Here is a 24509-nt window from a genome sequence, read left to right on the forward strand (position 1 = left end):
ATCAGATCGCGCTCTAATGGTTTGTTTCAATGCGCATCTTGTCCGAAAATCGGTTCCCTCTTTTCGGGATGCGCTTTATTTCGTTTTGTCAAAAGCTTCCGAAAGCTGCCGGATTGTGCTGTGCAGCGCACCAAGGCCACCGCCGACGAGATACCAGTTCTGCGCATTCAGATAGACGACCTGATCTTTCTTCCAGGCGTTGGTCTGACGCACGAGTTCATTGTCGAGCAATTGCTTGGCAGATGTGCCTTCACGACCGATTGCCGCGTCGCGATCCAGTACGAAAAGCCAATCCGGATTGGTTTCCAGAATGAATTCCGAGCTGATTGGCTGGCCATGATTGCCAACGGAAAGGTCAGGGGCTGCTGGCTCGACACCAAAGCTGTCATGCAGCACGCCAAAACGCGAGCCGGGGCCGTAGGCGCTGATCTTGCCGCCAGACGTCAGGACCATCAGGCCTTTGCCTTTACCCTTGGCCTTGTCTTTCAGCGCTGCGAGTTCGCTGTTGAGCTTTTCAACTTCGGCCTTAGCTTCCGTCTCCTTGGAGAAAATCTGGCCAAGCTTTTCGACATTGGCTTCGGTGCCGGAAATAAATTCCTTGGCAGGGACGGTTAGGTCGATTGTCGGGGCAATTTTCGCGAGTTCACCATATTTCGCGGCCGAGCGACCACCTACGATGATGAGGTCGGGTTCTGCGGCATTGACGGCTTCGTAATCTGGCTCAAACAGCGTGCCGACTTTGGCGTAATCAGCACTGTCATATTTCTTGAGATACTCTGGGAAAGCGATGCTGCCGGGAACGCCAATGATCTTAACTCCCAGACGGTCAAGGTTGTCGAGCGTCGCAAAATCGAACACAACGACTTTCTCAGGATTTGTCGCAATGGTCGTTTCGCCTTGCGCATGTTTGACAGAGACGTCAGCGGCGTTAGCGCCGGAGGCAAGCGCTGCGACAACAAGTGCTGCGCCGCATAGACGGGAAAAGTGTTGGCTGAATTTCAGCATGGCGTTCAATCCTTTCGTCAATCTTGTGCTTTATAGTCCAGTTTTGCTCCAGTCAAAGCCGGAAGATGGTAATTCAGTTGTTTTGTTTGCCTGGCGTCTCATTGAGCAGGATGAACTTCAAACTGTCTTCAACCGTCAGTGGGATCATCGAGCCGTGGCTTTCATTGTCGAAACGACGATATGCAACCTCAAATCCGGGCAGTTGCTTGAGTTCGGCTTGAATATCCGCGCCTGATGGGCCACCGCGTAACGTCTTCAGGCGATCTGTTTCTTCTTGCGATTGGCTGGGACGTTCGCCGCGCTTGCCAGAGGATTCGATCAGGAGACGCAGAGGTTTTGGACCGGCCTTGAAGGCTTTCACAAACTGATCCTTATCGGCCAAAATTGCGCGACCGTTCCACCAGATTGATGGATCACCGGCGCTGTAAGTCTGGAAAGAATCTGTGTGATTGAACAACGCGTAAAGCGTAAAAAGACCGCCAAGCGAATGGCCGAACAGAGCTTGTTTGGTTGGATCGATTGGAAAGCGACCTTCAATTTCCGCTTTGACCTGTTGATCTAAAAAGTCGAAAAAGGCATCACGTCCGCCAGTCTTGGGAACATTGAATCGGACTGGGATCAGATCATTTGGTGTTGGCGGCGTGAGATCGAAATAGCGCAGACGAACAATCTCGTCCTTGTCTTCAGTTGGATAGCCGATGCCTACAAAAACAGCGTTTAGTTTCGGATTTTCTTCCATTAACTTTGCAGCAATTGGAAGCATACGATTTCCGTCAGTCATATAGACGACAGGGAAACCATTCGAGGGCGCTTTTTCTGCCGGAGCAGCAACGAAAATTCGATAGTCGATGCCGTTCGCCTGCATGTCAAAAGAAGCGACTTGCGGCTTTTCTGCCTGCGCGGTTGCATTCACAAGCACGCTTCCGAGCATGAGACAAACCTTAAAAAAAACGTTCTTTGTTTTGCTCACGAGAGCATCCATTTCATAAATAATAACGCCAGCCAAAAGCGGCTGGCGTCATAGAGTGTCAGAAGCGCGAGGTCATACCGAGCCAAAGACGACGGCCTTCAACCACGTTATTTGTTTCATCCACAGTGACCTTCTTGTCGAAGATGTTGTAGACGGCAGCGTTGAGCGTCACGTTCTCACTGAACTCATAAGAACCGCCGAGATCTATAGTGGCATAACCCTTATATTTGCGGGCGATAACCTGACCTTTGCTATTATAGGCATAAGGTTCACCGAGGGTGCCGATACGCAGGCCAGCATTGATTTCCGGGCCGTGATAGTTCCCAGCCGCCCATGCAGTCAGACCGTCGACAGGTGTTTCCCAATCGGCGCGAATGTTTGCCATGTGCTTTGGCGTGCGGGCCAATGGCAGGCCAGCATATTCGCCGGTCTTCTGCTCCGAGTCGGTATAGGTATAGCTACCGCGAATTTTAATCGTGTCGGTTGCTTCCCAATCCGCCGTCAGTTCCACACCCTGAATGACAGCTTCATCGATGTTATAACTGTAATAGAGGACATAGTTTGGATCCTGAGCCCAGCGAAGCGGTTGACCGGTAATCGGGTCGTACTGAATGTTGCTGGCGATCTTGTCCTTGAAGTCGGTGTAGAAATACGTCGCACCGAGACGCAGGCCTTGCTGATTGTCCCAAAGGGCACTGGCTTCATAGCTCGTGCTCTTTTCCGGCTGTAGATTTGGATCTCCGATGATTACGCCACAGTTTCCAGTCGGACCGTAAGTACAATTCCCGCCGCCTGTCGTGTAAGCGTAACCGGGCGCGATCGTGCGAATTTCTGGAGCACGGAAACCGGTTGAGATACCGCCCTTAAGGGTCAATTGGTCGGTAGCGTGCCAAACGGCATAGCCACGAGGGCTCCAATGCGAGCCGTAGATTTCGTGGTGATCCATACGTAGACCGCCAGTCAGGGCGAAGTCAGGCGTCAGCCACCATTCGTCTTCAGCGAAAAGTGCCCACTGCTTGATTGTGAACTGTTCATCCAGACCGGAGCGGTTGCCGGGATTCTGGTCTGTCAGTGTGGCGTCAATAAACTGGCCGCCCGTCACGAGCGTATGGTTGCCATAGAGCTCAAACGGCGTTGTGAACTTTCCGTCGAGAGTGGAGTTGCGGATATGCGGAGAACGCAGGTTCTCGACAAACTCACCTCTTGCGGTGTTCCAGTTGTAGTTCGTTCTTTGAGCCGTTTCCTGCATGAAAGAGAATTCTGAAGTCGTTGGGCCCCAACGGCCTGTGTGGCTGATCGACCAATGATTACGGTCATTGTAGTTATAGGAGTCGAGTGGTGCTGTGCTGCCCGTTGCTACAGGATTGATCGTATTGCCAACAGTCGAATCGCGGCGCAAATTTGCGCGACCGGCTTCAAACTGAATGTCATGATCAGCGTTCGGCGTGATCGTGACGCGACCGGTGATATCGATATCGCGTTGCTCAGGCGTGCCACTGATGATGCTGTCTTCCTGACGCTTAAGACCGCGACCCCAAAGCTGTACACCAACCAGATTCGGTACGAGAGGCCCGGTCATATAGTAAGAACCCTGAGCCGAATTGCCGAACTTCGAGTGCTGCTGCACCGTGGTGTCGAAGCTCAGCGAGCCGCTCCACTTGTCTGAAACTTTCTTGGTGATGACGTTGATGACGCCGCCCATTGCATCGGAACCATAAAGCGATGACATCGGACCGCGAATAACTTCGATGCGCTCAATCGCATTGGCTGGCGGCAGGAAGCTCTGTTCAAAACCGGAATTGCCATTGGTGCGGGCATCACGTGTGCTCTGACGCTTTCCGTCAACCAGAATGAGCGTATAGCTACCGGGTAGGCCACGGATGAAAATATCGCGTTCGGCAGCCGCACCAGTGACGGCGACGCCCTGTACATCGCGCAAAGCATCGCCCAGATCGCGATAAGAACCTTTTTCGAGTTCTTCACCCGGTACAACCGAAATGCTTGCAGGCGCGTCAGTAATGTTCTGTTCGAACCCCGTTGCAGACACCACGATCTGATTGAGCTTGATGCCGCCATCGGCGCTTACTTGTTCTGCGGCTTGCGCTTCAGCCTGTTTCTTTTTCGCGGCTTGGTCCTCTACTGAGGTTGTCTGTGCAAAAGAAACCGTCCCACTCAGAATGAGTGCAGTCGAAAGGCATGTACCCGCAAGAATGGCTTTTGCGAAAAGCGATTTGCTGGCCAATTGCCTGTTCTGCGTCCCATGAGCGCGCAATCCCCGAAACAAGCTGGTCATAAATGTCACCCTTAAAGTTGAGTTTTCCGCTCTCCTTATGTATGGCAACAAGATGACGTCAACGATCATCTTTTATAACGATTCTAAGTTTCGTAAAACGCAACTGAACGGATGAAGCAGCAATGTCTGGCAAGCGCATGAAATCACAGACGGAGGCGGGCATTGTGGATGGCGAAAGCCAGAAACTCGGCCAATTACGCCTGTTGATTGCGCTTGATGCACTTCTTGTGGAAGGAAGCGTCGGAGGTGCTGCCAAGCAGATGGGATTGAGTATGGCCGCCATGAGCCGGTTGCTCGGACAGATACGCGAGAAGTTTGACGATCCTATTTTCATTCGTTCTGGACGCAACATGATCGCCACTCCCAAAGCAGAAGCTTTACGCGGGCGCTTGCGACGTTTGGCAAATGAAGCTGAAGCGCTGATGAATTTCGATGGCAATGATGCGTCGCAAGCTCATTGCAACAACAGACATGGTTGGGCACGCACGAGCGCCATTGCGGCTCCCCCGCCGCTCGGAATCCGGAGAGTCGTGAAACTTGAAAATCACCCAACACCGGAACAGCTCGCGGCACAGTTCGCCAATATTCAGGATGAACACGATCCTGCGCGACGACTGGCAAAATACATAGCAATCACCGGGCGAAAGGTTGGCTATACGCGCCCGTTGGAAATGCATGAAGCGGAAGATGCCTTTAATACGATATTTGCAGGAGAGGCAGATCCCATGCAAATCAGTGCGTTGTTACGTCTAATTCATTATCGTGGTGAAACGGCACCTGAACTTGCAGGCATGACACAGGCAGCGCGTAAATATTGCTCAACAAAAGCGAATATCCGCTTACCAGCACTTGATTGGCCTGCCTATCTCTCACCGAACTCCCATCAAGCGCCGTGGTTCATGCTGGCAGCAATCCTTGTCGCTCGAGCTGGCTATCCAGTAGCACTTCACGGCAACTGCGGTATGGGAGATCTTTCAGGTAAGCTTGAGCTGGCCGCTGAAGCTCTCAACATGCCGATTACCGGCTCGCTCACGCTGGCAGAAAGTGCGTTGAAAGCGCATGGCATCTGCTTCATGCCGGTGGCCGGTTTCGCACCGCAGGTTCATGCGTTGCTCGCGCTCTATCCACTTTTTGATTCACGATCCTCTATTAACAGTCTGGCGCATCTGCTCAATCCGATGGGACTGTCAGCCTCTTTCCTTGGTGTGACGCAGCCTGCCTACCGTGAATTGCATCGCGATGCTGGAGCCTTACTCGACTGGCCCTCTGTTTCGGTCGTCTCGACAAGTCGCGATGTGGCTGAGCTGGTGCCACACCACGCACATAGCATCCACAGATGGTTTGGTGGTCAAAAATCAGAACTGACATTACCCACTCTGTCGAAGGCAGTGACTGACAAACATGCAAGCCTGACGACTTTTGAATACTGGCTCGCTGTCTGGTCTGGTGCTGCGGCCGATGAACGAGCCGAGCTGACGGTCATCGCTTCAACCGCCATGGCGCTGATGACGGTGCTCGCAGCCGATAATGACAGCTATGGCCAATTCCATAAAAAGGCTGAGGAGCTTTGGAAGGAACGCCACCAGAACTGATTATTGGAGTTTTGTGATCAATTTTTAAGCAGGCGTCGAAAACTATTCTACTTATGCTGTTTTAGGGAAAAGCATTCCGGTTACAGATTAAGAACAGCAAGTCGATGCTTTGTTTGATATTTTTATAAGCCCTATCGTTCCGCCGTAACTCATAATAGGCAGCGGGGCGATTTGATGGTCAATCCAATATTTGGTGCAACAGGCACGTCCATTTTTGAATCCATGTCGCGCCTTGCAGCTGAAACTGGATCAATTAATCTCGGACAAGGGTTTCCAGAAGGCTTTGAGCCGCAGGAGCTGGTTGAAGCCGCAATTCATGCATTGCGTGATGGCCCTCATCAATATCCACCGATGCTCGGAATTCCATCTTTGCGCAAAGCAGTGGCGGAAAATGCGCGCCGGTTTCTCGGATTGGATATAGATTGGGAGTCAGAGGTTCTTGTCACCTCCGGTGCAACGGAAGCGCTGACCGATACCTTTCTTGCGCTGCTCGACCACGACGATGAAGTCATCGTCTTTGAGCCCGCTTATGATGCCTATGCAACGCTTATTCGCCGTGCAGGCGGCAAGGTCGTGCCACTTCGCCTGACGCCGCCACACTGGGAATTACCGCGTGAGGCGCTGGAAAAAGCTATCACATCAAAGACAAAGCTGATTGTCATCAACACGCCGATGAACCCGATTGGCAAGATTTTTGATCCTGAAGAATTGAAATTTCTGGCCTCCCTTGCGATCAAGCATGATCTGACGATTGTGTCCGACGAGGTCTATGAACATTTGATCTTCGACGGAAGGCCGTTTTACTCGCTCTTTGCGGTGCCTGATATCCGAGATCGCGTTGTGCGGATCGGCTCCGCTGGAAAAAGCTTTTCAGTAACGGGCTGGAAAGTTGGCTATGTGACAGCTTCCGCAAAACTTCTCGCGCCGATTGCCCGCGCTCATCAATACGTGACCTTTACCACTCCGCCTGCCTTGCAAGCCGCTGTGACTGTCGGTCTTTCTTTGCCTGACAGTTATTTCATCAATCTGCGTGAGGCGCTGGCAGCGCGCCGTGATCTGTTGCTCAGCGGTTTGCGGGGCGCGGGTTTTGAGATTGCGGATGCTCCGGCAACCTATTTTGCCGTCGCCGATATCAGCGCGCTTGATCCGGATGGCGATGATCTTGCCTTCAGCCGCCGTCTAACGCTTGAGGCAGGCGTGACGCCGGTACCGGTTTCATCTTTCTACGGCGAGCGTGATGTCAAAAGCCATGTCCGTTTCTGCTTTGCTAAGAAGCAAGAAACCCTTTCAAAAGCTGTCGAACGGCTTGGTCAGTGGTCAGCAAAACAAAACTGGCGCGCGGCTTCCTAAAGTATGTCTCCCAAAAGTGGATGCCGGTTTTGGGATAAAGACATGCGTAAAAACAACCGCTTAAGAAACGGCCAAAAAATCATTTCGAGGAACATTTGCATGAAATATACCCCTTTCATTCGTGGCGCTCTATCAGCGGTCTTGCTTTCTATGCTGGCAGCATCGCCTGCGTTGGCCGAAAAAATACGCCTCGGTGTCACGTCCGGTCCGCATGCCCAGATTGCCGAAGCTCTGACGCCGATCGCGAAAGCCAAGGGGCTTCAGATCGAAATTGTTGAGTTTTCCGATGGCGCGATGATCGATCCGGCTACGAATGATGGCGATCTGGATGCCAACGGCTTTCAGCATACGCCTTATCTTAATCAGCAAAACAAGGATCGCGGACTTAATCTCGTAGCGGTTGGCGGCAACACCGTTTTGCTGCCGATGGCGGGTTATTCGCATAAGTTCAAGACGCTCGAAGATCTGCCGGAAGGTGCACAGATCACAATCCCTAATGATCCAAGCAATGCTGGGCGCGCGCTGAAACTGCTTGAAAAGAGCGGTGTTCTCAAGCTTACACCCGGCGTGGCATTCAATGCCACAGAGCTCGACATTGTTGAGAACCCGAAGAAAGTAAAAATCATTCCAATGGAAACCGCCCAGCTTGCTCGTTCATTGGAAGATGTCGATTTTTCGGTAATCACATCTCACTTCGCGCTGAGCGCCGGTCTAGTTCCAAGCCGCGACGCAATCCTGATTGAAGACCAACTGTCCGACTATTTCTGCCTCATCGCCGTTGCGGAAAAGAACAAGGATGCGCCATGGGTCAAGACCTTGATCGAATCCTACAAGTCGCCAGAAGTCAAAGCCTTTATCGAACAGAAGTTCGAAGGCAATATCATTGCGGGATGGTGAGATGAACCTTTCGGTTCGCATAGCTAAAACAGCACGGAGCCAGGTCGGCTCCGTACCGCCGATCATTGAGGTTAAGTCACTGACCAAGACCTATGATCCGAAAGCTGGCGCGGTTTTAGACGACGTTTCGTTGCAGGTCGGCAAAGGATCTATACACGGTATCATTGGTCGTTCAGGCGCTGGTAAAAGCACGCTGGTACGATGCCTTAATGGTCTTGTGCAGCCAACAAGAGGTGATGTTTTCGTCGCTGGACGTCAGGTGAGCCAACTGGACAGTCGTGAACTGCGACAGGCTCGTCGCGATATATCCATGATATTCCAACACTTTAGCCTTCTTTCCTCTCGAAGTGCTGCAGCTAATATAGCTCTCCCTATGGAATTGGCTGGAGTCCCGCGCGAAAGCATCCGCAAGCGCGTTTCTGAACTGCTTGATCTGGTAGGGCTGGATGGAAAGGCCGATGCTTATCCGTCCGAGTTGTCTGGCGGGCAGAAACAGCGTGTGGGCATTGCACGTGCTTTGGCGTTGGAGCCAAGTGTCCTTTTATCAGACGAGGCTACGTCTGCGCTTGACCCTGAAACAACCGAACAAATTTTGGGACTTCTCAAGGATATCAATCGTCGTCTTGGCCTGAGCATCGTTTTGATAACCCACGAGATGGATGTGGTGCGCCAGATTGCGGATCATGTGACAGTACTCGAGGGGGGACGCGTGGTTGAGAGCGGCCCGACATTTGATGTTTTCGCTTTTCCAAAATCGACCATCGCACGGTCGTTTCTCTCGAGCATCGTAGCGCATGATCTGCCGCCTGAAGTTGCGCAAAAACTGATGCCAGAAGCAGTTCCCGGATCGAACCCTGTATTGCGGATTATCTTTTCGGGGGAGGCTGCCCATTCACCGGTGGTGGCAACACTTGTTCAGCGCTTTGGTATCAAACCAAATATCTTGCATGGGCGCATCGATTATATCGGCGGAAAGCCGCTCGGAATCATGACGCTGATCGCTGAAAACGGCGAGCCTGATCTTGCTGACGTCCTCGCATATCTTACTTCGCTCGATCTGCATGGAGAGGTGCTCGGCCATGTTGTCTGATCTGCTTTCACCTGCGCTTGTCAACCTGCTGCTGGAGTCACTCAAGCAGACGATCATGATGGTGGCTGCTTCCGCAATTCTCTCGACCCTGATCGGCTTGCCGCTCGGCATCGCGTTGGTTGTGACCGCTCCAGGACAGTTCCTTGAGCGACCAGTTTTCAACCGCATTGCGGGCACTATCGTCAATTTGGTGCGGTCCACGCCTTTCATCATTCTGATGGTGGCAATCATTCCGTTTACCCGTCTTGTGGCAGGCACGACGGTCGGCACTTACGCGGCAATCGTGCCACTGACAGTTGCAATCATTCCGCTCTATGCGCGCCTTGCTGAGACCGCAATGCGTGAGGTAGATCAAAGTCTTATAGAAGCTGCTGAAAGTATGGGTGCAACGCCGTTACAGATCATATTCAAGGTTCTTCTGCCCGAGGCTTTACCTGGAATTATCGCAGGCCAGACTGTCACGCTGGTGAGCCTTGTCGGTTATTCAGCAATGGCGGGAACAGTTGGCGGTGGCGGTCTTGGCGATCTTGGTATCCGCTTTGGTTACCAGCGTTTTATGCCAGAAGTGATGATCGCCGTTGTGATCATTCTTGTTGCCATCGTTCAGTCCATTCAAGTTACGGGCGATTATGCCGCCCGGGTCGTCAATCATCGCATAGCGCGCAGCCGCCGCTCACGCTGAAATTTAGAGGAGACATAAAATGACCGCACACTCACATCCGATCAACCTGCCGCTGCTTGATATCTCTCGTTACAATGGTTCACCTGAAGAAAGGAAAAGCTTCATTGATGAACTTCGCCGCACGCTTCACGATCATGGCTTTTTCTACCTGACAGGCCATGGTGTTGCCCCTAAACTGATCTCTGATGTTGTGGCTACGGCCAAGCGCTTCTTCGCCTTGCCCACGGAAGAAAAGCTCAAGATCGAAATGATCAACACATCGCATTTCCGCGGCTATAACCGTGCCGGTCTTGAACGCACCCGTGGCGAGCAGGATTGGCGTGAGCAACTCGATATCAACACCGAAGCAGAACCCACCGAATTGGGTCCTGACAGCCCGGCATGGAAGCGTTTGATTGGTCCTAATCAGTGGCCAGAAGCACTGCCTGAATTGAAGCCACTATTGCTTGCCTATCAAGCGGAAGTCACACGCGTTGGTATAGATGTTCTGAAAGCCATTGCGCAGGCGCTTGGTCAGAGCGAAGATTTCTTCGCGCAGATTTATGAGCCTCACCCGTCCCAGCTTCTGAAAATTATTCGCTATCCGGGTCGTGACGTCGCTGAAAGCGAGCAGGGCGTTGGTGCACATAAGGACGGCGGCTTCGTGACTGTGCTGCTTCAAGACGTTGTACCGGGTCTGCGCGTGCAGCGTGAAGACGGTGTCTGGATTGATGCACCGCCGGTGCCGGGTACGTTTGTTATCAACACTGGTGAGTTGCTTGAACTGGCAACCAACGGCTTCGTGAAAGCGGATGTTCATGGCGTTGTCGCACCACCTGCTGGAACTGAGCGCTTCTCAGTCGCCTTCTTCCTAGGCGCTCGCTATGACGCGACGATCCCTGTTATCGATTTGCCGGAAGAACTGAAGACGAAGGAACGCGGCGTAACAGTCGATCCGCTCAATACGCTCTTCCGCGAAGTAGGCCAGAACAATCTTAAGAGCCGTCTGCGCTCACATCCAGATGTGGCACGCGCCCATCATCAGGATCTGCTGGATTCCCCGGAATTCGCCAGCTTGAAGCTGGGCTCCTCTTACTAATTAAACCCATTCCTTGATGGTTCCGTCAAGGAACAGGTTCGGGGGTACCAGGGTATCATGTGCCTGTTGTGCCGCTTATGGTAGCTGGCAGAAATCCCAGATAAAAAAGCGCCGGATAACCGGCGCTTTTTGTTTGCTCTGAGGAGGTTTATCAGCCGCTGATGAGCTTGACTTCCATGAAGTCTTCGAGACCCCATTTGCCGCCTTCACGACCATTGCCGGACTGCTTGTATCCGCCAAACGGGCTTCCGGGTGCACGCGACGTTCCGTTGATCTGGATCATGCCTGCACGGAGCTTGCGCGCAACACGTTTGGCCCGCTCTGGATTGCCGGTTTGGATATAGGCCGCAAGCCCATAAGGTGTGTCGTTGGCAACGGCGATTGCTTCTTCTTCTGTATCGAAAGGGATCATCGCCAGCACAGGGCCAAAGATTTCCTCACGGGCGATTGTCATATCATTGTTCACATCAGCAAAGATTGTCGGTTTGACGAAGTCACCTTCCGAAATACCATCGGGACGTCCTGTGCCGCCAACAATCAGACGCGCACCTTCATCAATACCCTTCTGAATCAACGCCTGAACCTTTTCAAACTGGATCGAAGAGGAAAGAGGACCGATATGTTCGCCGTCCTTGGCCGGATCATCAACAGTGGTTTTCGCGGCTGCTTTTTTGGCGAACTCGACCGCCTTATCGTAAACCGAACGTTCAACCAGCATACGTGTTGGGGCATTGCACGACTGGCCGGTATTCTCAAAGCAATGGTTCACACCGCGCTCGATGGCCTTTTCAAGGTCGCTATCAGCGAACACAATGTTTGGCGATTTGCCGCCGAGTTCAAGCGACACGCGCTTGACGGTTGCTGCAGCCGCGCGAGAAACAGCGGTGCCTGCGCGGGTTGAACCAGTAAATGACATCATGTCGATATCGGGATGCTGCGACATCGCTTCACCGACAACCGGGCCCTCGCCATTGACAAGATTGAACACGCCTTTTGGCAGACCTGCCTCATCAACAAATTCAGCAAACAGCATGGCTGACATCGGTGCGATTTCGGACGGCTTGAGGATAACCGTGCAGCCCACTGCAATTGCGGGAATGACCTTGAGTGCGATCTGGTTCATCGGCCAATTCCATGGCGTAATCAGACCGCAGACGCCAATCGGTTCACGCACGATGGCCTGATTGGAATGCTTTTGTGAAAGAATTTCTTCAAACTCGAAATTCTCAAAAGCTGCGATGAACGCCTTGGTATGCGACAGCCCGGCAGCAGCCTGAGATTCACGTGCGAGCTTGATTGGCGCGCCCATTTCCTTGGAAATTGCCTGAGCCATTTCTTCAAGACGGCGTTCATAAATTTCAACAATACGGCGAATATAGCCGATACGTTCTTCAGCGGGCGTTTCGCTCCATGATGGAAACGCTTTGCGAGCGGCTGCAACTGCGAGATCAATATCAGCGGCTGAACCTGCAGAAATTACTGCATAAGGCTTTTCGGTCGCCGGGTTGATGACCTCAATCGATTTTGCTTCAAGTGGGGAGCGCCACGCGCCGTCGATATAGAAATCCGTTTTTTGATCCAGATTTTTCTGAAGCATGATGAAGTCCTCCTTGAATGCTGTCTTTGATGGGAATGTTGTCTTTGAGAGGCGATATTCCACGCGTTTCCCTGATTTGCGCGGAGACTAGCCGCCATAAGAGGCTGCGTCAAAACAGAAGGTTCGATGGATGTATCAATTTTTCTTATTCATTATCGTAAGCTTCAAACTCGATGCCCAGCGTTTCCAGTCCCTCTTCAATGTAATCACCTAGGAGGGGGATACCGAGCAGATACTTTGCCTCGCGTCCATTGTGGCGATCACTTGCGGTTGAGAGAGCCTCTTCCCATTCCTCAGCACTGAAGTCGCCGCGCCCGACCCATACCAAGGCCAATAACTCTACTCTTTCGTCTTCATTGAGAGAACGAATGGCTGCCGCCAATTCCTTACGCGTGGGATTGTCGATGGAGGCATCAAGGATATCAATATCGCCGTCATCGGAGGCATTTGAGCCGGAATTTTCATCAACTGCGGGCACCTGAACGTCATATTCACGCGCTTTGGAGATAATGAATTCGATATTCTCGATATTATTGACCAGCTCAACCATGATGTGCCTCCGTTGACGTCATTCACTACTTACCGAACGCGGGACGATAGGTGTGGTTCCGCATTTCTCTAAAGCGCACGTGCTGCACCTCTTCCTGCAGCTCGGCCAGAGAATATGCAGCCTCCGAGGAAAGTCCCTTCCAACGCATTATACCCGTGATAGCCACCACCACCAAAGCCTGCTGCTTCTCCAGCTGCATAAAGGCCCGGAACAGGCTCGCCTTTCTCGTTGAGAACAGCAGAATTTAGATCTGTATGCAGTCCACCGAGGGTTTTCCGGGTCAGGATATGCAGTTTGACGGCAATCAACGGACCGTTATTCGGATCAAGCAACGCGTGAAGCGGAACCGCGCGTGTCAGCCGGTCGCCAATATAAGCACGTGCATTGTGGATGGCTGTGATCTGTGCGTCCTTGGAATAACGATTGGTAACTTCGCGATCACGCGCTTCGATCTGGTTGCGGATATGAGCGAGGTTCAGCAGCTTTTCTCCGGTTAGCCGGTTCATCTTGACGACAAGTTGTTCAATACTGGTTGCAGTAATGAAATCCTCGCCATGATCGATGAATGCCTTAACAGGAGGTGGCGGCGATTTGCCAAGGCGGCTTTTGATCAGAAGCTTCCAGTCTTTGCCGGTGAGGTCCGGGTTTTGCTCGGAGCCCGAGAGAGAAAACTCCTTGCGAATGATCTTCTCAGTGAGAATAAACCATGAATAATCATAACCCGTTGCCAGAATATGCTTAAGCGTGCCGAGGGTATCGAAACCAGGCAGATAGGGTGAGGGCAGGCGGTTGCCCTCCGCATCGAACCACATCGATGACGGTCCCGGCAGAATACGGATGCCATGATTGGGCCAGATGGAGCGCCAGTTGCGAATACCTTCTGTATAGTGCCACATACGGTCGCCATTAATAACGTGTCCACCTGCAGCTACGGCTATGTCGATGCCGCGGCCATCCACATGCGCAGGCACACCTAGCACCATATTTTCGGGTGGGTTGCCGAGCCTGTCGCGCGGCCATGCCTTACGGACACGTTCTGGATCGCCGCCGATACCGCCCGATGTTACGATCACGCAACTGGCTGACAGTTCAAATTGACCGGCGGTGTCACGTGATGACGATTGTCCGCGTGCGATTGTGGAAGGCACAAGAATATCCCCGCGAACTCCACTTGCCTGTCCGTTGGTCATGACAATTTCATTGACACGGTGGCGGCATTTCAGTGTGAGCAAGCCATTTGAAATAGCCTCCCGCATCAGACGTTCAAAGGGAGCGACCACACCGGGGCCAGTGCCCCATGTCACATGAAAACGCGGAACGGAATTTCCGTGACCGTGTGCTTGAGCACCTCCGCGTTCTGCCCAGCCAACAACGGGAAACCAGCGCATACCGAGACTGTGCAGCCAAGATCGCATCTCACCGGCTGCAAACTGCAAATAGGCTTCAGCACATTGTTTGGGCCAATAATCTTCCGGGCGATCAAATTGCGCTGATCCAAGCCAGTCTTGTCGAGCCAGATCAAGGCTATCCTTTATGCCGAGACGTCGTTGCTCGGGACTGTCGACCATAAACAGCCCACCAAGCGACCAGAACGCTTGTCCGCCGACTGAATTTTCGCCTTCCTGTTCAAGAAGGATGACTTTCCGCCCGGCGCTCGTGAGCTCTTGAGCAGCTACAAGCCCCGCCAGACCTGAGCCAATGATAATTGCATCCGCATTTTTCATACCCGCGTCCTCCCTCACCGGGAGAGTGGCTTATGGGAATGCTGCTGGCAAGGTCTTCTTAAGCCGCGAAGAAGGGTAGAATCCAATCAGCAATCAGCTTGATTGAAAGTCCGAAAAGCGTCAGCTGAACCAACAGGAAAAACGGACCGTCTGGCATGATGCGGGTGAGCTTTGCGCCGACAAATGTTCCAATAATTGCGGCAGGCAAAAGCCAAAGACCGAGCGACCAGTCGAGATTGGAAAACTGCTGCAATTGCCAATAGGGGATCAGTTTAACCGCGTTGACGATCGCAAAAAGGATGGTCGAAGTGCCGGCAAAGACAAGCTTTTCAAGATGCTGTGGCAACACATACATCTGGAAGGGCGGAGCGCCCGAATGCGAAACAAAGCTCGTAAGACCAGTCAGAATGCCCCAGAACGTTCCGCCGGGAATATCCGCCTTGCGCGCCTGACGGCGATATCTGGCGCCCACCCAGACATTGAAGCAGAAAAAGAGGCCAACAAGTCCCACAAGCATCCCAATGAACGTGCTTGAAAGATGTGAGCTGAACAACCAACCAAGCCCGATGCCGACAATAGCGGCAGGAGTAAGGATCGCCAGATTTCGCGCTGAAAAATGATGGCGGTAGAGATATAGGCCGAACATGTCGCTGACAACATAGATTGGCAGCAGAAGAGCGGCGGCTGTGACCGGCGATATAACCAACGCCATCAGTGGAACCGAAAGCGTTCCGACTGACGGCAAGCCGCCTTTCGACAGCCCAACCAGAAAAGCCGCAATAACGGCAACTGTCATAAACAACGGGGTATGTTCAAGCATTCAGACAGTTACCGTGATGCAAGTAAAATAATGGCTTATCAGCGCTTCTATCAGCTATGTGCCCATTCCCAATAGAGCGAACGCGCGCGCTTGGTAACAGCACCATACTCCAGTTTGCGTTCATCAAAGCCGATGATTGGCACAACCTTGCTCATATTGCCGGTCGAAAAAATTTCATCTGCTTCGCGGAAGTCCTGAACCTTAAGTGTCGTTTCGTGAACGTTGACGCCCGCTTCACGCAGAAGTCCAATCACGCGTTGACGCGTAATGCCGTTGAGGAAGGTGCCATTGGGAACCGGCGTGAAAACTTCGCCGCCACGAACCATGAACACATTTGACGTCGCAGTTTCTGCAACATTGCCGAGCACGTCGGTCACAAGCGCATTGTGGAAGCCCTTGGCCTTGGCTTCTCGCAGCATGCGGGCGTTATTCGGATAAAGGCATGCAGCCTTGGCATTGACCGGCATCACTTCGAGATAAGGACGACGGAACGATGTTGTCGTAACGGTAAAGCCTTTTGGCTCGACCATGGGAATGGCTTCGAGACAAAGGGCAAAGTCGGTCGATTCAGGAGCAGCAGCAACCGTGCTGGCGTCTCCGTCCTCTGCCCAATACATGGGGCGGATATAGACGTCTGTGTCGGGCGCAAACTTCTTCAGGCCTTCGCGGGCCAGCGCTTCAATGTCATTGCCGCTCAGAGTGGGGGCGAGTCCAAGCGCACGTGTTGAATCATTTGCGCGGGCGGCATGAAGATCAAGATCCGGTGTGACGCCTTCAAACAGACGCGCACCATCGAAAACGAGCGACCCGAGCCAGGTTGCATGCGATGCGGCACCAAGTATGCGCACATCGCCTTCACGCCATTCACCCTTGTAATAGGTCCACATTGCTCGCGTCTCGGTCATTGTATTCGTCCTTTTAAATCTCGTTCTTCCGCGCAGACCCGCGTTCGACGCTTTCGACATCAGACTAATTTTCTGGAAGACGCGCGAGTGCTGGTGGGAATTCCGAGCATGTTATAGCACGTCGCCTGAAACTGGGAACCCGTTTCAGGCCTTTCAAATAATCGGAAAGATCACGAGTGTGCGATATGTGCCGCCTTATTTTTCTTCAGCCAAGGCAGGCGATGGATCGGAAGTGGCAACGGCTGCTGGTCCTTCCACGCCGCGCTGGCGTTCGCGTACAAACGTGAACAGGCCTGAAATCGTGATCAATATGATGCCAATGAGCATCGGAAGGTCGATATGGTCGTGGAAGATGAAATAGCCAAACAGGATCGCCCAGAGCATCTGGCTATATTGTGGTGAGGCAATCGCGCTTGCAGGTGCACGATGCGCTGCAAGCATCAGCAGAATGTTGGCAAGCGCCGCAAGCAGGCCATAACCAGCGAGATAGCCCCACTGAACGGCAGACGGGGGCTGATAACTTGGGATCATAAGCACGCCACAGATCAGGATCGGTCCGACAAGCCCGGCCGTATAAAGCGAGATGCGCTTTTCCTTTTTGCCCATGGCGCGGAAAATGATGATGCTGAATGCGCCGCCCAAGCCTGCGCCGAGTGCACCCAGATGACCAATAGACAATTCACGAAAGCCCGGACGCAAAACAACCATAACGCCGATAAAGCCGATCACGACCGCTGACCATCGACGCCAGCCAACCTGCTCTTTGAGGAAAATCACCGAGAGTATCGTCACAAATGCCGGGAGCAGGAAGATAAGCGCAAAAGCTTCGGCCATAGAAAGATGCGTGAAGGCTACGACACTGCCAATGACACCCATTGCAGCGGTGAGTGTACGAAGTAACCAGAGCTTTATATTTGTGGTTCGAAACATATCGAGCCACTGATCTTCGGGTTTCTTGACAAAGGGTATGGCAAGAGAGCCCAGAACAGCACCATAAAAGGCGATTTCATAGGGCGATAGCGTGCCGTCGAGAAACTTGACGCAGGCGTCGCTTACAGCGAATGCAGCATAGGACGCAAACGCGAGGAAAATACCGTAAAGCATGGTGGTGTCCGCAATGGGCTAGAGATAATCTCCTCCGCTGACCGGATTAATCGATTAAAGCCGGTTTTGCAAAAGGCAATTTTATAAAATTCAAAATAATGACCGGCCGCAATCCCCTACGACGTAGGCGATTGCGGCGTTTTCAAGAAGGCGAGCTCCATCGAAAACGCATGCCTCATTTGCAATCATATCCGTGGTGGAATTTTGTGCAAAAGACTATTTAACAGGCATCCAACGAGGAGAAAAGAAATGAACATTCGTCAGAAATTCCAGCAGTACGTTTCCCGCCGTCGCGCAATGCGTGAACTGGGTGCAATGGACGACCATCTTCTTGCCGATATCGGCGTTTCGCGTTCGCAGATCCAGAGCGCAGTTTTCGGTAAGTAATCACTGATGGCGCGGCTGATAATTAATCGCCCCGAAAGTGAAACTGAAATAAAATAACAAAGCGTCGGTACTCCAGTCCCGGCGCTTTTGTTTTTTATATGTATATTGTAAATTTATTCTATCGGTCGCTCATTTTGAACGCCTAGGAAATTTCATAAGATATCTGCTATCTGCAAGTGGTGTCATATTTATTCGCGCCCGACAGCGATTCCATCCAATGAGACAAAACGATATTCTATTTGGGACATCTGCCACTTGAGTGGAAGGTGGCTGAAGGAGTATTGATGTGATGCGGGGGCTGGCGATGAAGATGGGTCTGTGAATAGTTATTACTGCTAACTCACCTGTCTTCATTGCCGCCAATTTATTGAGTCTTTCATGACCGAAAGTTATTTTAACTGTTAATGTGAAGCATAATTGCATTTTGTTTTATTGCCGAACATTCACTCTGACTGATTATATGCCTTGCGTGTCGGGCGGTCACACGGTTATGTGGCTGCCCGACGGCACAAGGACCTCACCATGCTCAATCTCATCATAAATGGAACTTTGATCGGCTTAGGCGCGACGATCATTATGGACATCTGGGCATTGGTTCTTACGCAATTTCCGGGGCAGTCTCGCCCAAATTGGGGCCTTGTGGGTCGCTGGTTCTGGCATTTACGAAAAGGCCAGATATTTCATGATGATATTGCGGCTTCAAAACCCTATGCGCATGAAGTTGCCTTGGGTTGGATCGGTCACTATGCGGTTGGCATTCTCTACGGCATTATATTTGCGCTTTACGGCGGCGCGGCATGGTTTGCGAATCCAATTTTCCTTCCCGTCTGGATATTCGGTATCCTGACCGTGGCAGCAGGCTGGTTTCTTTTGCAACCAGGCCTGGGAATCGGCTGGGCAGCATCGCGTTTGCCAAATGCCGGAAATGTCCGTATTCTCAATCTCGTCGCTCATACATTTTTTGCCCTTGGCATGTATGGCACAGGTATTATTCTGAAAACATTAGCTTAATCATATAGATAGGTTTGGTAGCTGTAACTTAGGCAGCTACCATTTTTGAAGCACTTTCAAAAAATAAAGCCCGAATAGGTGACTGGCGCGCTTTCGAAAGTCAGTCCAAACTAAATCACGTTAATAAACAGGCATTCTTGCGGCAGAACTGTGTTTTTGATCGCGTTGGGTGTATGGGGAACAAATCCGCTCGCGCAAAATGCGGCTGCGGCTAACAAATACGGCAATCGCAATAGATTGCACCGATCTTATCCAGCTGATCGCAAGCAATTGCCCTCGGCTGATCATTGGTGCCTTTGAAAGCGAGCTTTTGCCCTGGAGGGATCATGCTGGAAAAGCTGTTCAAATTGCAGGAACATGGCACGTCGGTGAGAACGGAAGTCATCGCTGGTGTGACGACCTTCCTGACGATGTCTTACATTATCTTCGTCAACCCTGATATTCTGTCTACAACAGGCATGGATCGCAACGCAGTCTTCGTTGCTACATGTCTTGCGGCAGCATTGGGCTCGATTGTCATGGCGCTCGTGGCCAACTGGCCAATTGGCATGGCACCAGGCATGGGCCTCAATGCCTTCTTCGCCTTTACCGTTGTCGGTGCTATGGGCTTCTCATGGCAACAAGCACTCGGTGCGGTCTTCATTTCCGGCATTATCTTCCTGTTCCTGACGGTAACGGGTATCCGGCGTTGGCTGGTCGAGGGCATTCCGCATTCGTTGCGTAGCGCGATTGCTGCCGGTATCGGCATGTTCCTAGCCCTGATTGGGTTGAAGAGCGCAGGCGTCGTCGTTGACAATCCAGCAACGCTCGTAGGTCTTGGTGACTTGCGTGAATCTGGTCCTCTTCTCGCTATCGGTGGCTTCTTTATCATCGCAGCTCTTGATGCGCTCAAGGTTCGCGGTGCGATCCTGATCGGTATCCTTGTTGTCACCATCGCATCGATATCGCTGGGCATCACCCAGTTTGGCGGCGTGTTCTCCGCCCCTCCAAGTCTTGCGCCAACCTTCCTGCAGCTCGACATCATGGGAGCGCTGCACACCGGTATCCTGCACGTCATTCTGGTTTTTGTCCTGGTTGAAGTGTTTGATGCGACGGGCACGCTGATTGGCGTTGCCAAACGTGGCGGCCTGATCGAACCAGGCAAGCCAAACCGTCTTGGTAAGGCTTTGTTCGCAGACAGCACGGCAATTCTTGGTGGCTCGCTGCTGGGCACGTCTTCAACGACAGCTTACGTCGAAAGCGCTTCGGGCGTTCAGGCCGGTGGTCGTACAGGTCTGACGGCGCTTGTTGTTGCTCTGCTGTTCCTCGCGGCGCTCTTCATTTCGCCACTGGCTGGTTCCGTACCTGCCTATGCAACAGCGCCAGCGCTCGTTTATGTCGCTTGCCTGATGATGCGTGAATTGTCGGAAATCAAGTGGGATGAAATCACGGAAGCAGCACCAGCAGCTCTTACCGCGCTTTCAATTCCTTTCACCTACTCGATCGCAAACGGTCTTGCTTTTGGCTTCATCAGCTATGTTGTCCTGAAGGCTGTAACCGGCAAAGCGCGTGAGGTGCACTTGGCGACTTGGATCGTGGCGGCATTGTTCGTGATCCGCTTCGCATTCTTCCCAGAATAACAACAAACGCCGGGGCAACACCCCGGCGTTTTTCTTGGTGCATTATCTGGAACACATCCCCAAAAAGTGGGAACCGGTTTTCGAAATGAGATGTGCACAAAAACAAAGATATACAGCATTTCCAACGATTCATCTTAAACAGGAAATGCTCCAGTCTACCTTATTTGGGAGTTAAGGGCATGACACCGGAAGAATTGAAATTGCTCGAGAAGCTTTTTGATGTCATCGAGCAAGACATTATTCCCCTGACGGAGCAGGGCGTTGCAGATGGCAACAAGGTTTTCGGGGCAGCATTATTGCGCAAGTCTGATTTGTCTCTTGTACTTGCTGAAACCAACAACGAGACCGAGAATCCGCTCTGGCACGGTGAAGTGCATACGTTGAAGCGCTTCTATGAAATGCCGGAGCAGGGGCGCCCGGATACGAAGAGTATGGTTTTTCTGTCAACGCACGAGCCTTGCTCCATGTGCCTTTCGGCAATTACCTGGAGCGGCTTTGATAATTTCTATTATCTGTTCAGTCATGAGGATTCCCGCGACGCGTTTTCGATCCCACACGATCTGAAAATACTCAAAGAAGTCTTCACTCTAGAACCAGGCGGCTATAACCGCGACAATAGCTTCTGGCACAGCCATTCGATCCCCAAAATGGTGGCTTCGCTGCCCGAGCCGGATCGTTCCCGCTTTGAAAAGCGACTTGATGCCATTCGCGCCAAATATGACGCGATGTCTGGTGCCTACCAGTCTTCAAAAGTCGGAAATGCCATTCCATTGAATTAGAGCGCGTTTCGATCTGATTGGATCAGATCGGCGCTCTAATTATCTGTTTTAACGCGCATCTTTGTCCGAAAACCGTTTCACACTTTTCGGGATGCGCTCTAAATCAAAGGCCGCATATCAAAAATGATATGCGGCCTTTGACTTTAGATCTTGTCGAGTAGGTTGCGCTTCTGCAAGTTCTGGATCAGCGCACGAATGCCAAACGTCCATTCTGCGCAATTATCGGTGCGATCCACCCAATTGACCAGACGCCCAAGCTTTGGTGTCGAAATGTCTACCTTGTCACCAATTTCATGGGTAAAGCCCTGACCCGCGCCACGACGGTCTTTGACCGGCGCAAACATGGTGCCGAGGAAAAGAACAGCGCCGTCTGGATATTGATGATTACGGTTCATCATCTGTCCGGCAAGATTTTCGGGGTCGCGGCTGATTGCTTCCATCGGGCTTTCGCCGGTCATCTCAAAACCATCGGTGCCGTTTACATTCAGCGAAAGCTTGAGCTTGCGCAGGACGTCCATGGTGAAGTCGCCGTCAAACAGTCGGATGAACGGACCAATTGCGCAAGATGCGTTGTTATCCTTGGCTTTGCCAAGCAGCAATGCAGAACGTCCTTCGACGTCGCGCAGATTGACGTCATTTCCGAGCGTTGCACCAACGATACGGCCATCAGAAGCGACAGCCAGAACAACTTCCGGTTCTGGATTATTCCACTGAGAAATTGGCAGAATGCCAACGGTCGCGCCACAGCCGACTGCAGACATTGGCTGTGACTTTGTGAAAATTTCAGCGTCCGGGCCAATGCCAACTTCCAGATACTGCGACCACAGGCCCATTTCCTGAAGCAATGCTTTGACTTGTGCCGCTTTTTCGGAGCCTGCAGCAACACCGCGCAAGCTGTCACCGATCACCGGTGCCAGACGATCGCGCACTTCGCGAGCACGGCTTGGATCGCCCTTGGCCTGTTCTTCGATTACCCGCTCAAGCATGCTGTCAGCGAAGGTTACGCCTGCGGCCTTGATCGACTGCAGATCAATTGGCGCAAGCAATTCACCCTTTTCGCCGGAAAGATAGTCGTCAAGCGCGCCGAGATCAGCAAATCGGCTTACTTCTTTCAACTCGCCAACCAACTCCTTACGCTCCAGCAAACCTGAGACGGTTGCAGAAATGTTTGAAAGATTATGCACACGGCCGTTTGCGATCAATACGGGGCAGGGACCATTTTCTGCCTTCGACCATACACGTCCGATGAGCACTGCCGAAGCGTTGTCTTCTGGCAGGATGACGGACGAGTTCAGAGTATGCTTGTCTTGCACGGATATTCCTCCCGGTTTGTTCAGTTCAAGATGTGAATGATTGGATTTGCTGAATGAAGGCGTGATGTTCAAATCAAATGCTGGCCGCTTTTGGCCACGCTGAAAACATCACAATCTAATTCCTCCAAGATTATATTGTTGGGTTGTCTGATAACTATATATTCAATGGTTGAAAACTCTTTTATGCGTCGAGCGCCAGAATTGGAATGAAATAGCATGCCGTGCAGCTGATGTTCGCATAGATCAGAGATTTATGATGGCACAGGTCATGATCGTATGGCTTGAGGTTTAAAATGCGAGAATCGTTCAATATGAATACTGACCGGCAAGCAGCACTGAAACAGGCGCTCGGATTGGATATGGTGCTGACCGATCCAGAGGCGATGCCGCGTTATTGCCGCGACTTTCCTGGCGATGTGGAGAATGCCGCCGTAGCCATTTTGCGGCCGCGTAACACAGAAGAGGTCTCGCAAGCTGTCAAAACGTGCCGCTTGCTTGGTCTTGGCATTATTCCGCAAGGTGGCAACACAGGTTTGGTGCAGGGCGGGGTTCCCGATGGTCAAAGCGCTGTTGTTATACTGAGCCTTGAACGGATGAACCGCATCCGGCAAGTCGATCCCGACGATTTTTCGGCGATTGTAGACGCTGGCTGCATTCTCCTTGAAATGAAAACGCAACTCGCCGCACAGGGCATGTTCTTTCCGCTTTCATTGGGCGCACAGGGAAGTTGCCGGATTGGCGGTAACGTCAGTACCAATGCCGGCGGTGTCAACGTTCTCCGCTACGGAATGACCCGAGAACTGGTGCTGGGTCTTGAAGTGGTAATGCCTGATGGAGCCATCTTTAATGGGCTTTCCACTTTGCGGAAAGACAATCGCGGAATTGATCTTAAGCAACTGTTTATCGGTGCTGAAGGCATTTTCGGGATTGTCACCGCTGTTGCAATAAAGCTGATGCCTTTGCCCGACAAGATTGAAACTGCAATGCTTGGGCTCAATTCGCTGGAAGATGCAATTGCGCTTTATCGTCGTGCGCGCATTCAGTGTTGTGATCTGATGTCAGCGTTCGAGTTTATGCCACCAATGGCATTTACCCTCGCACAAGAGGCAATACCTGACCTCGTAGCGCCTTTAGGGCAATATCCGGCCTATGTATTGATGGAAATATCAGGCTCTGGTCTGGTCGATACAGCGGCACTCATGGAAGCCTTTTTGGGCGAAGCTTTGGAAAGCGGTCTTGTGCTCGATGGCACGATAGCTTCTTCACGCATGCAAGCACAAAATCTCTGGCAGTTTCGCGAAGGGATGAATGAGGGGCAGGCGCTCCGCGGCAAGCATTTGCGCACAGATATATCTGTACCGCTCTCAAAGTTGGCCGCATTTGTGGCCGAGGCTGAGGCTGAACTGGCGGGAGCTCTGCCGGATTGTTTGGCTATTTCTTATGGGCATGTTGGGGACGGGAATGTGCACCTCAACGTCATTCCACCTAGCGATTTGGATATTGCGAGCAAGGACAAGAACATCAAACTTGCCAAGCAAACCATCAACGGGGTGCTTGATCGCTATGCCGGTAGCATTAGCGCGGAACATGGCATTGGTCGTCTAAAGCGGGAGGATTTCGAGAACCGTCTTGATCCTGTACGCAAAGCGCTTCTAACCCGCCTGAAACACGTTCTTGATCCCGATGCGATCATGAACCCTGGGTGCCAGCTTTCGCTTGACTCGGGCAAAAACTGACGACAAA

21 protein-coding genes are annotated in these 24509 nt (G+C 52.0%); 11 read left to right on the top strand and 10 right to left on the bottom strand.

Annotated features, from left to right (window positions below; all coding sequences use genetic code 11):
- Positions 1-75: 75 nt before the first annotated feature.
- The 3 genes from CES85_RS01560 to CES85_RS01570 form a co-directional block, all read right to left on the bottom strand.
- Positions 76-1005, bottom strand: a complete 930-nt coding sequence (locus CES85_RS01560) for a siderophore ABC transporter substrate-binding protein (protein ID WP_095444326.1) — start codon at positions 1003-1005, stop codon at positions 76-78.
- A gap of 73 nt (positions 1006-1078) precedes the next feature.
- Positions 1079-1936 carry an alpha/beta hydrolase gene (locus CES85_RS01565; RefSeq protein WP_208636277.1) on the bottom strand — a complete coding sequence of 286 codons (858 nt, stop codon included), beginning with the start codon at positions 1934-1936 and terminating at the stop codon, positions 1079-1081.
- Between the two features lie 97 nt (positions 1937-2033).
- Complete coding sequence (locus CES85_RS01570) at positions 2034-4268, bottom strand: TonB-dependent receptor domain-containing protein (RefSeq protein ID WP_244923194.1); 2235 nt, start codon at positions 4266-4268, stop codon at positions 2034-2036.
- A 137-nt stretch (positions 4269-4405) separates the two neighbouring features.
- Here CES85_RS01570 and CES85_RS01575 point away from each other — a divergent pair, with 137 nt between their 5' ends.
- The 6 genes from CES85_RS01575 to CES85_RS01600 all read left to right on the top strand — a co-directional run bounded on the left by CES85_RS01575 (position 4406) and on the right by CES85_RS01600 (position 10957).
- Complete coding sequence (locus CES85_RS01575; RefSeq protein ID WP_244923195.1) at positions 4406-5860, top strand: glycosyl transferase family protein; 1455 nt, start codon at positions 4406-4408, stop codon at positions 5858-5860.
- A 174-nt stretch (positions 5861-6034) separates the two neighbouring features.
- Positions 6035-7210, top strand: coding sequence for an aminotransferase (locus CES85_RS01580; RefSeq protein WP_095444329.1), 1176 nt, complete (start codon positions 6035-6037; stop codon positions 7208-7210).
- Between the two features lie 99 nt (positions 7211-7309).
- Complete coding sequence (locus CES85_RS01585) at positions 7310-8107, top strand: MetQ/NlpA family ABC transporter substrate-binding protein (RefSeq protein ID WP_095444330.1); 798 nt, start codon at positions 7310-7312, stop codon at positions 8105-8107.
- A gap of 1 nt (position 8108) precedes the next feature.
- A complete protein-coding gene (locus CES85_RS01590; protein ID WP_095444331.1) occupies positions 8109-9197 on the top strand; it encodes a methionine ABC transporter ATP-binding protein in 1089 nt (362 codons plus the stop codon).
- On the top strand, positions 9187-9879 hold the full coding sequence (locus tag CES85_RS01595) for a methionine ABC transporter permease (RefSeq protein ID WP_095444332.1): 693 nt from the start codon (positions 9187-9189) through the stop codon (positions 9877-9879). The genes CES85_RS01590 and CES85_RS01595 overlap by 11 nt, the downstream gene beginning before the upstream one ends.
- Positions 9880-9898: 19 nt before the next feature.
- On the top strand, positions 9899-10957 hold the full coding sequence (locus tag CES85_RS01600) for an isopenicillin N synthase family dioxygenase (RefSeq protein WP_095444333.1): 1059 nt from the start codon (positions 9899-9901) through the stop codon (positions 10955-10957).
- Between the two features lie 151 nt (positions 10958-11108).
- Here CES85_RS01600 and CES85_RS01605 read toward each other — a convergent pair whose 3' ends face one another.
- The 6 genes from CES85_RS01605 to CES85_RS01630 all read right to left on the bottom strand — a co-directional run bounded on the left by CES85_RS01605 (position 11109) and on the right by CES85_RS01630 (position 17657).
- On the bottom strand, positions 11109-12554 hold the full coding sequence (locus CES85_RS01605; protein WP_095445651.1) for an aldehyde dehydrogenase family protein: 1446 nt from the start codon (positions 12552-12554) through the stop codon (positions 11109-11111).
- A gap of 145 nt (positions 12555-12699) precedes the next feature.
- The gene (locus CES85_RS01610; protein ID WP_095444334.1) at positions 12700-13104 is read right to left on the bottom strand and encodes a DUF3775 domain-containing protein; all 405 of its coding nucleotides are present in this window, start codon (positions 13102-13104) and stop codon (positions 12700-12702) included.
- 68 nt (positions 13105-13172) lie between these two features.
- Positions 13173-14828 (bottom strand): FAD-binding dehydrogenase, encoded by a 1656-nt coding sequence (locus tag CES85_RS01615; protein ID WP_095444335.1) that lies wholly within the window; start codon positions 14826-14828, stop codon positions 13173-13175.
- 58 nt (positions 14829-14886) lie between these two features.
- Positions 14887-15648 (bottom strand): sulfite exporter TauE/SafE family protein, encoded by a 762-nt coding sequence (locus CES85_RS01620; RefSeq protein WP_095444336.1) that lies wholly within the window; start codon positions 15646-15648, stop codon positions 14887-14889.
- Between the two features lie 50 nt (positions 15649-15698).
- Positions 15699-16553: a branched-chain amino acid aminotransferase gene (locus CES85_RS01625; RefSeq protein WP_095444337.1), complete on the bottom strand. Its 855-nt coding sequence runs from the start codon at positions 16551-16553 to the stop codon at positions 15699-15701.
- Between the two features lie 195 nt (positions 16554-16748).
- Positions 16749-17657 carry a DMT family transporter gene (locus CES85_RS01630; protein ID WP_095444338.1) on the bottom strand — a complete coding sequence of 303 codons (909 nt, stop codon included), beginning with the start codon at positions 17655-17657 and terminating at the stop codon, positions 16749-16751.
- Between the two features lie 249 nt (positions 17658-17906).
- Here CES85_RS01630 and CES85_RS01635 point away from each other — a divergent pair, with 249 nt between their 5' ends.
- The 4 genes from CES85_RS01635 to CES85_RS01650 all read left to right on the top strand — a co-directional run bounded on the left by CES85_RS01635 (position 17907) and on the right by CES85_RS01650 (position 21453).
- A complete protein-coding gene (locus CES85_RS01635) occupies positions 17907-18044 on the top strand; it encodes a DUF1127 domain-containing protein (RefSeq protein WP_084486677.1) in 138 nt (45 codons plus the stop codon).
- A gap of 522 nt (positions 18045-18566) precedes the next feature.
- Entirely contained in the window at positions 18567-19055 is a 489-nt protein-coding gene (locus tag CES85_RS01640) for a DUF2938 domain-containing protein (RefSeq protein WP_095444339.1), read from the top strand.
- Between the two features lie 326 nt (positions 19056-19381).
- Positions 19382-20674: an NCS2 family permease gene (locus CES85_RS01645; RefSeq protein ID WP_095444340.1), complete on the top strand. Its 1293-nt coding sequence runs from the start codon at positions 19382-19384 to the stop codon at positions 20672-20674.
- 179 nt (positions 20675-20853) lie between these two features.
- Entirely contained in the window at positions 20854-21453 is a 600-nt protein-coding gene (locus CES85_RS01650) for a deaminase (RefSeq protein ID WP_095444341.1), read from the top strand.
- Positions 21454-21596: 143 nt separating this feature from the next.
- On the opposite strand, the gene CES85_RS01655 is transcribed toward CES85_RS01650, so the two are convergent.
- Positions 21597-22766, bottom strand: coding sequence for a fumarylacetoacetate hydrolase family protein (locus CES85_RS01655; protein ID WP_095444342.1), 1170 nt, complete (start codon positions 22764-22766; stop codon positions 21597-21599).
- 293 nt (positions 22767-23059) lie between these two features.
- On the opposite strand from CES85_RS01655, the gene CES85_RS01660 reads away from it, so the two are divergent.
- On the top strand, positions 23060-24502 hold the full coding sequence (locus tag CES85_RS01660; protein WP_095444343.1) for an FAD-binding oxidoreductase: 1443 nt from the start codon (positions 23060-23062) through the stop codon (positions 24500-24502).
- The last annotated feature ends 7 nt before the right edge of the window (positions 24503-24509 follow it).

It is taken from the genome of Ochrobactrum quorumnocens, from assembly GCF_002278035.1.
In the GTDB taxonomy this organism is placed as follows: Bacteria; Pseudomonadota; Alphaproteobacteria; order Rhizobiales; family Rhizobiaceae; genus Brucella; species Brucella quorumnocens.

Excerpts from the sequence above, each read along its gene's own strand:
- CES85_RS01605 (WP_095445651.1), bottom strand. The coding sequence starts at position 12,554 with ATGCTTCAGAAAAATCTGGATCAAAAAACGGATTTCTATATCGACGGC.
- CES85_RS01635 (WP_084486677.1), top strand. The coding sequence starts at position 17,907 with ATGAACATTCGTCAGAAATTCCAGCAGTACGTTTCCCGCCGTCGCGCA.
- CES85_RS01625 (WP_095444337.1), bottom strand. The coding sequence starts at position 16,553 with ATGACCGAGACGCGAGCAATGTGGACCTATTACAAGGGTGAATGGCGT.
- CES85_RS01595 (WP_095444332.1), top strand. The coding sequence starts at position 9,187 with ATGTTGTCTGATCTGCTTTCACCTGCGCTTGTCAACCTGCTGCTGGAG.
- CES85_RS01610 (WP_095444334.1), bottom strand. The coding sequence starts at position 13,104 with ATGGTTGAGCTGGTCAATAATATCGAGAATATCGAATTCATTATCTCC.
- CES85_RS01575 (WP_244923195.1), top strand. The coding sequence starts at position 4,406 with ATGAAATCACAGACGGAGGCGGGCATTGTGGATGGCGAAAGCCAGAAA.
- CES85_RS01580 (WP_095444329.1), top strand. The coding sequence starts at position 6,035 with ATGGTCAATCCAATATTTGGTGCAACAGGCACGTCCATTTTTGAATCC.
- CES85_RS01585 (WP_095444330.1), top strand. The coding sequence starts at position 7,310 with ATGAAATATACCCCTTTCATTCGTGGCGCTCTATCAGCGGTCTTGCTT.
- CES85_RS01650 (WP_095444341.1), top strand. The coding sequence starts at position 20,854 with ATGACACCGGAAGAATTGAAATTGCTCGAGAAGCTTTTTGATGTCATC.
- CES85_RS01560 (WP_095444326.1), bottom strand. The coding sequence starts at position 1,005 with ATGCTGAAATTCAGCCAACACTTTTCCCGTCTATGCGGCGCAGCACTT.
- CES85_RS01570 (WP_244923194.1), bottom strand. The coding sequence starts at position 4,268 with ATGACCAGCTTGTTTCGGGGATTGCGCGCTCATGGGACGCAGAACAGG.
- CES85_RS01600 (WP_095444333.1), top strand. The coding sequence starts at position 9,899 with ATGACCGCACACTCACATCCGATCAACCTGCCGCTGCTTGATATCTCT.
- CES85_RS01660 (WP_095444343.1), top strand. The coding sequence starts at position 23,060 with ATGCGAGAATCGTTCAATATGAATACTGACCGGCAAGCAGCACTGAAA.
- CES85_RS01640 (WP_095444339.1), top strand. The coding sequence starts at position 18,567 with ATGCTCAATCTCATCATAAATGGAACTTTGATCGGCTTAGGCGCGACG.
- CES85_RS01620 (WP_095444336.1), bottom strand. The coding sequence starts at position 15,648 with ATGCTTGAACATACCCCGTTGTTTATGACAGTTGCCGTTATTGCGGCT.
- CES85_RS01630 (WP_095444338.1), bottom strand. The coding sequence starts at position 17,657 with ATGCTTTACGGTATTTTCCTCGCGTTTGCGTCCTATGCTGCATTCGCT.
- CES85_RS01645 (WP_095444340.1), top strand. The coding sequence starts at position 19,382 with ATGCTGGAAAAGCTGTTCAAATTGCAGGAACATGGCACGTCGGTGAGA.
- CES85_RS01615 (WP_095444335.1), bottom strand. The coding sequence starts at position 14,828 with ATGAAAAATGCGGATGCAATTATCATTGGCTCAGGTCTGGCGGGGCTT.
- CES85_RS01565 (WP_208636277.1), bottom strand. The coding sequence starts at position 1,936 with ATGCTCGGAAGCGTGCTTGTGAATGCAACCGCGCAGGCAGAAAAGCCG.
- CES85_RS01590 (WP_095444331.1), top strand. The coding sequence starts at position 8,109 with ATGAACCTTTCGGTTCGCATAGCTAAAACAGCACGGAGCCAGGTCGGC.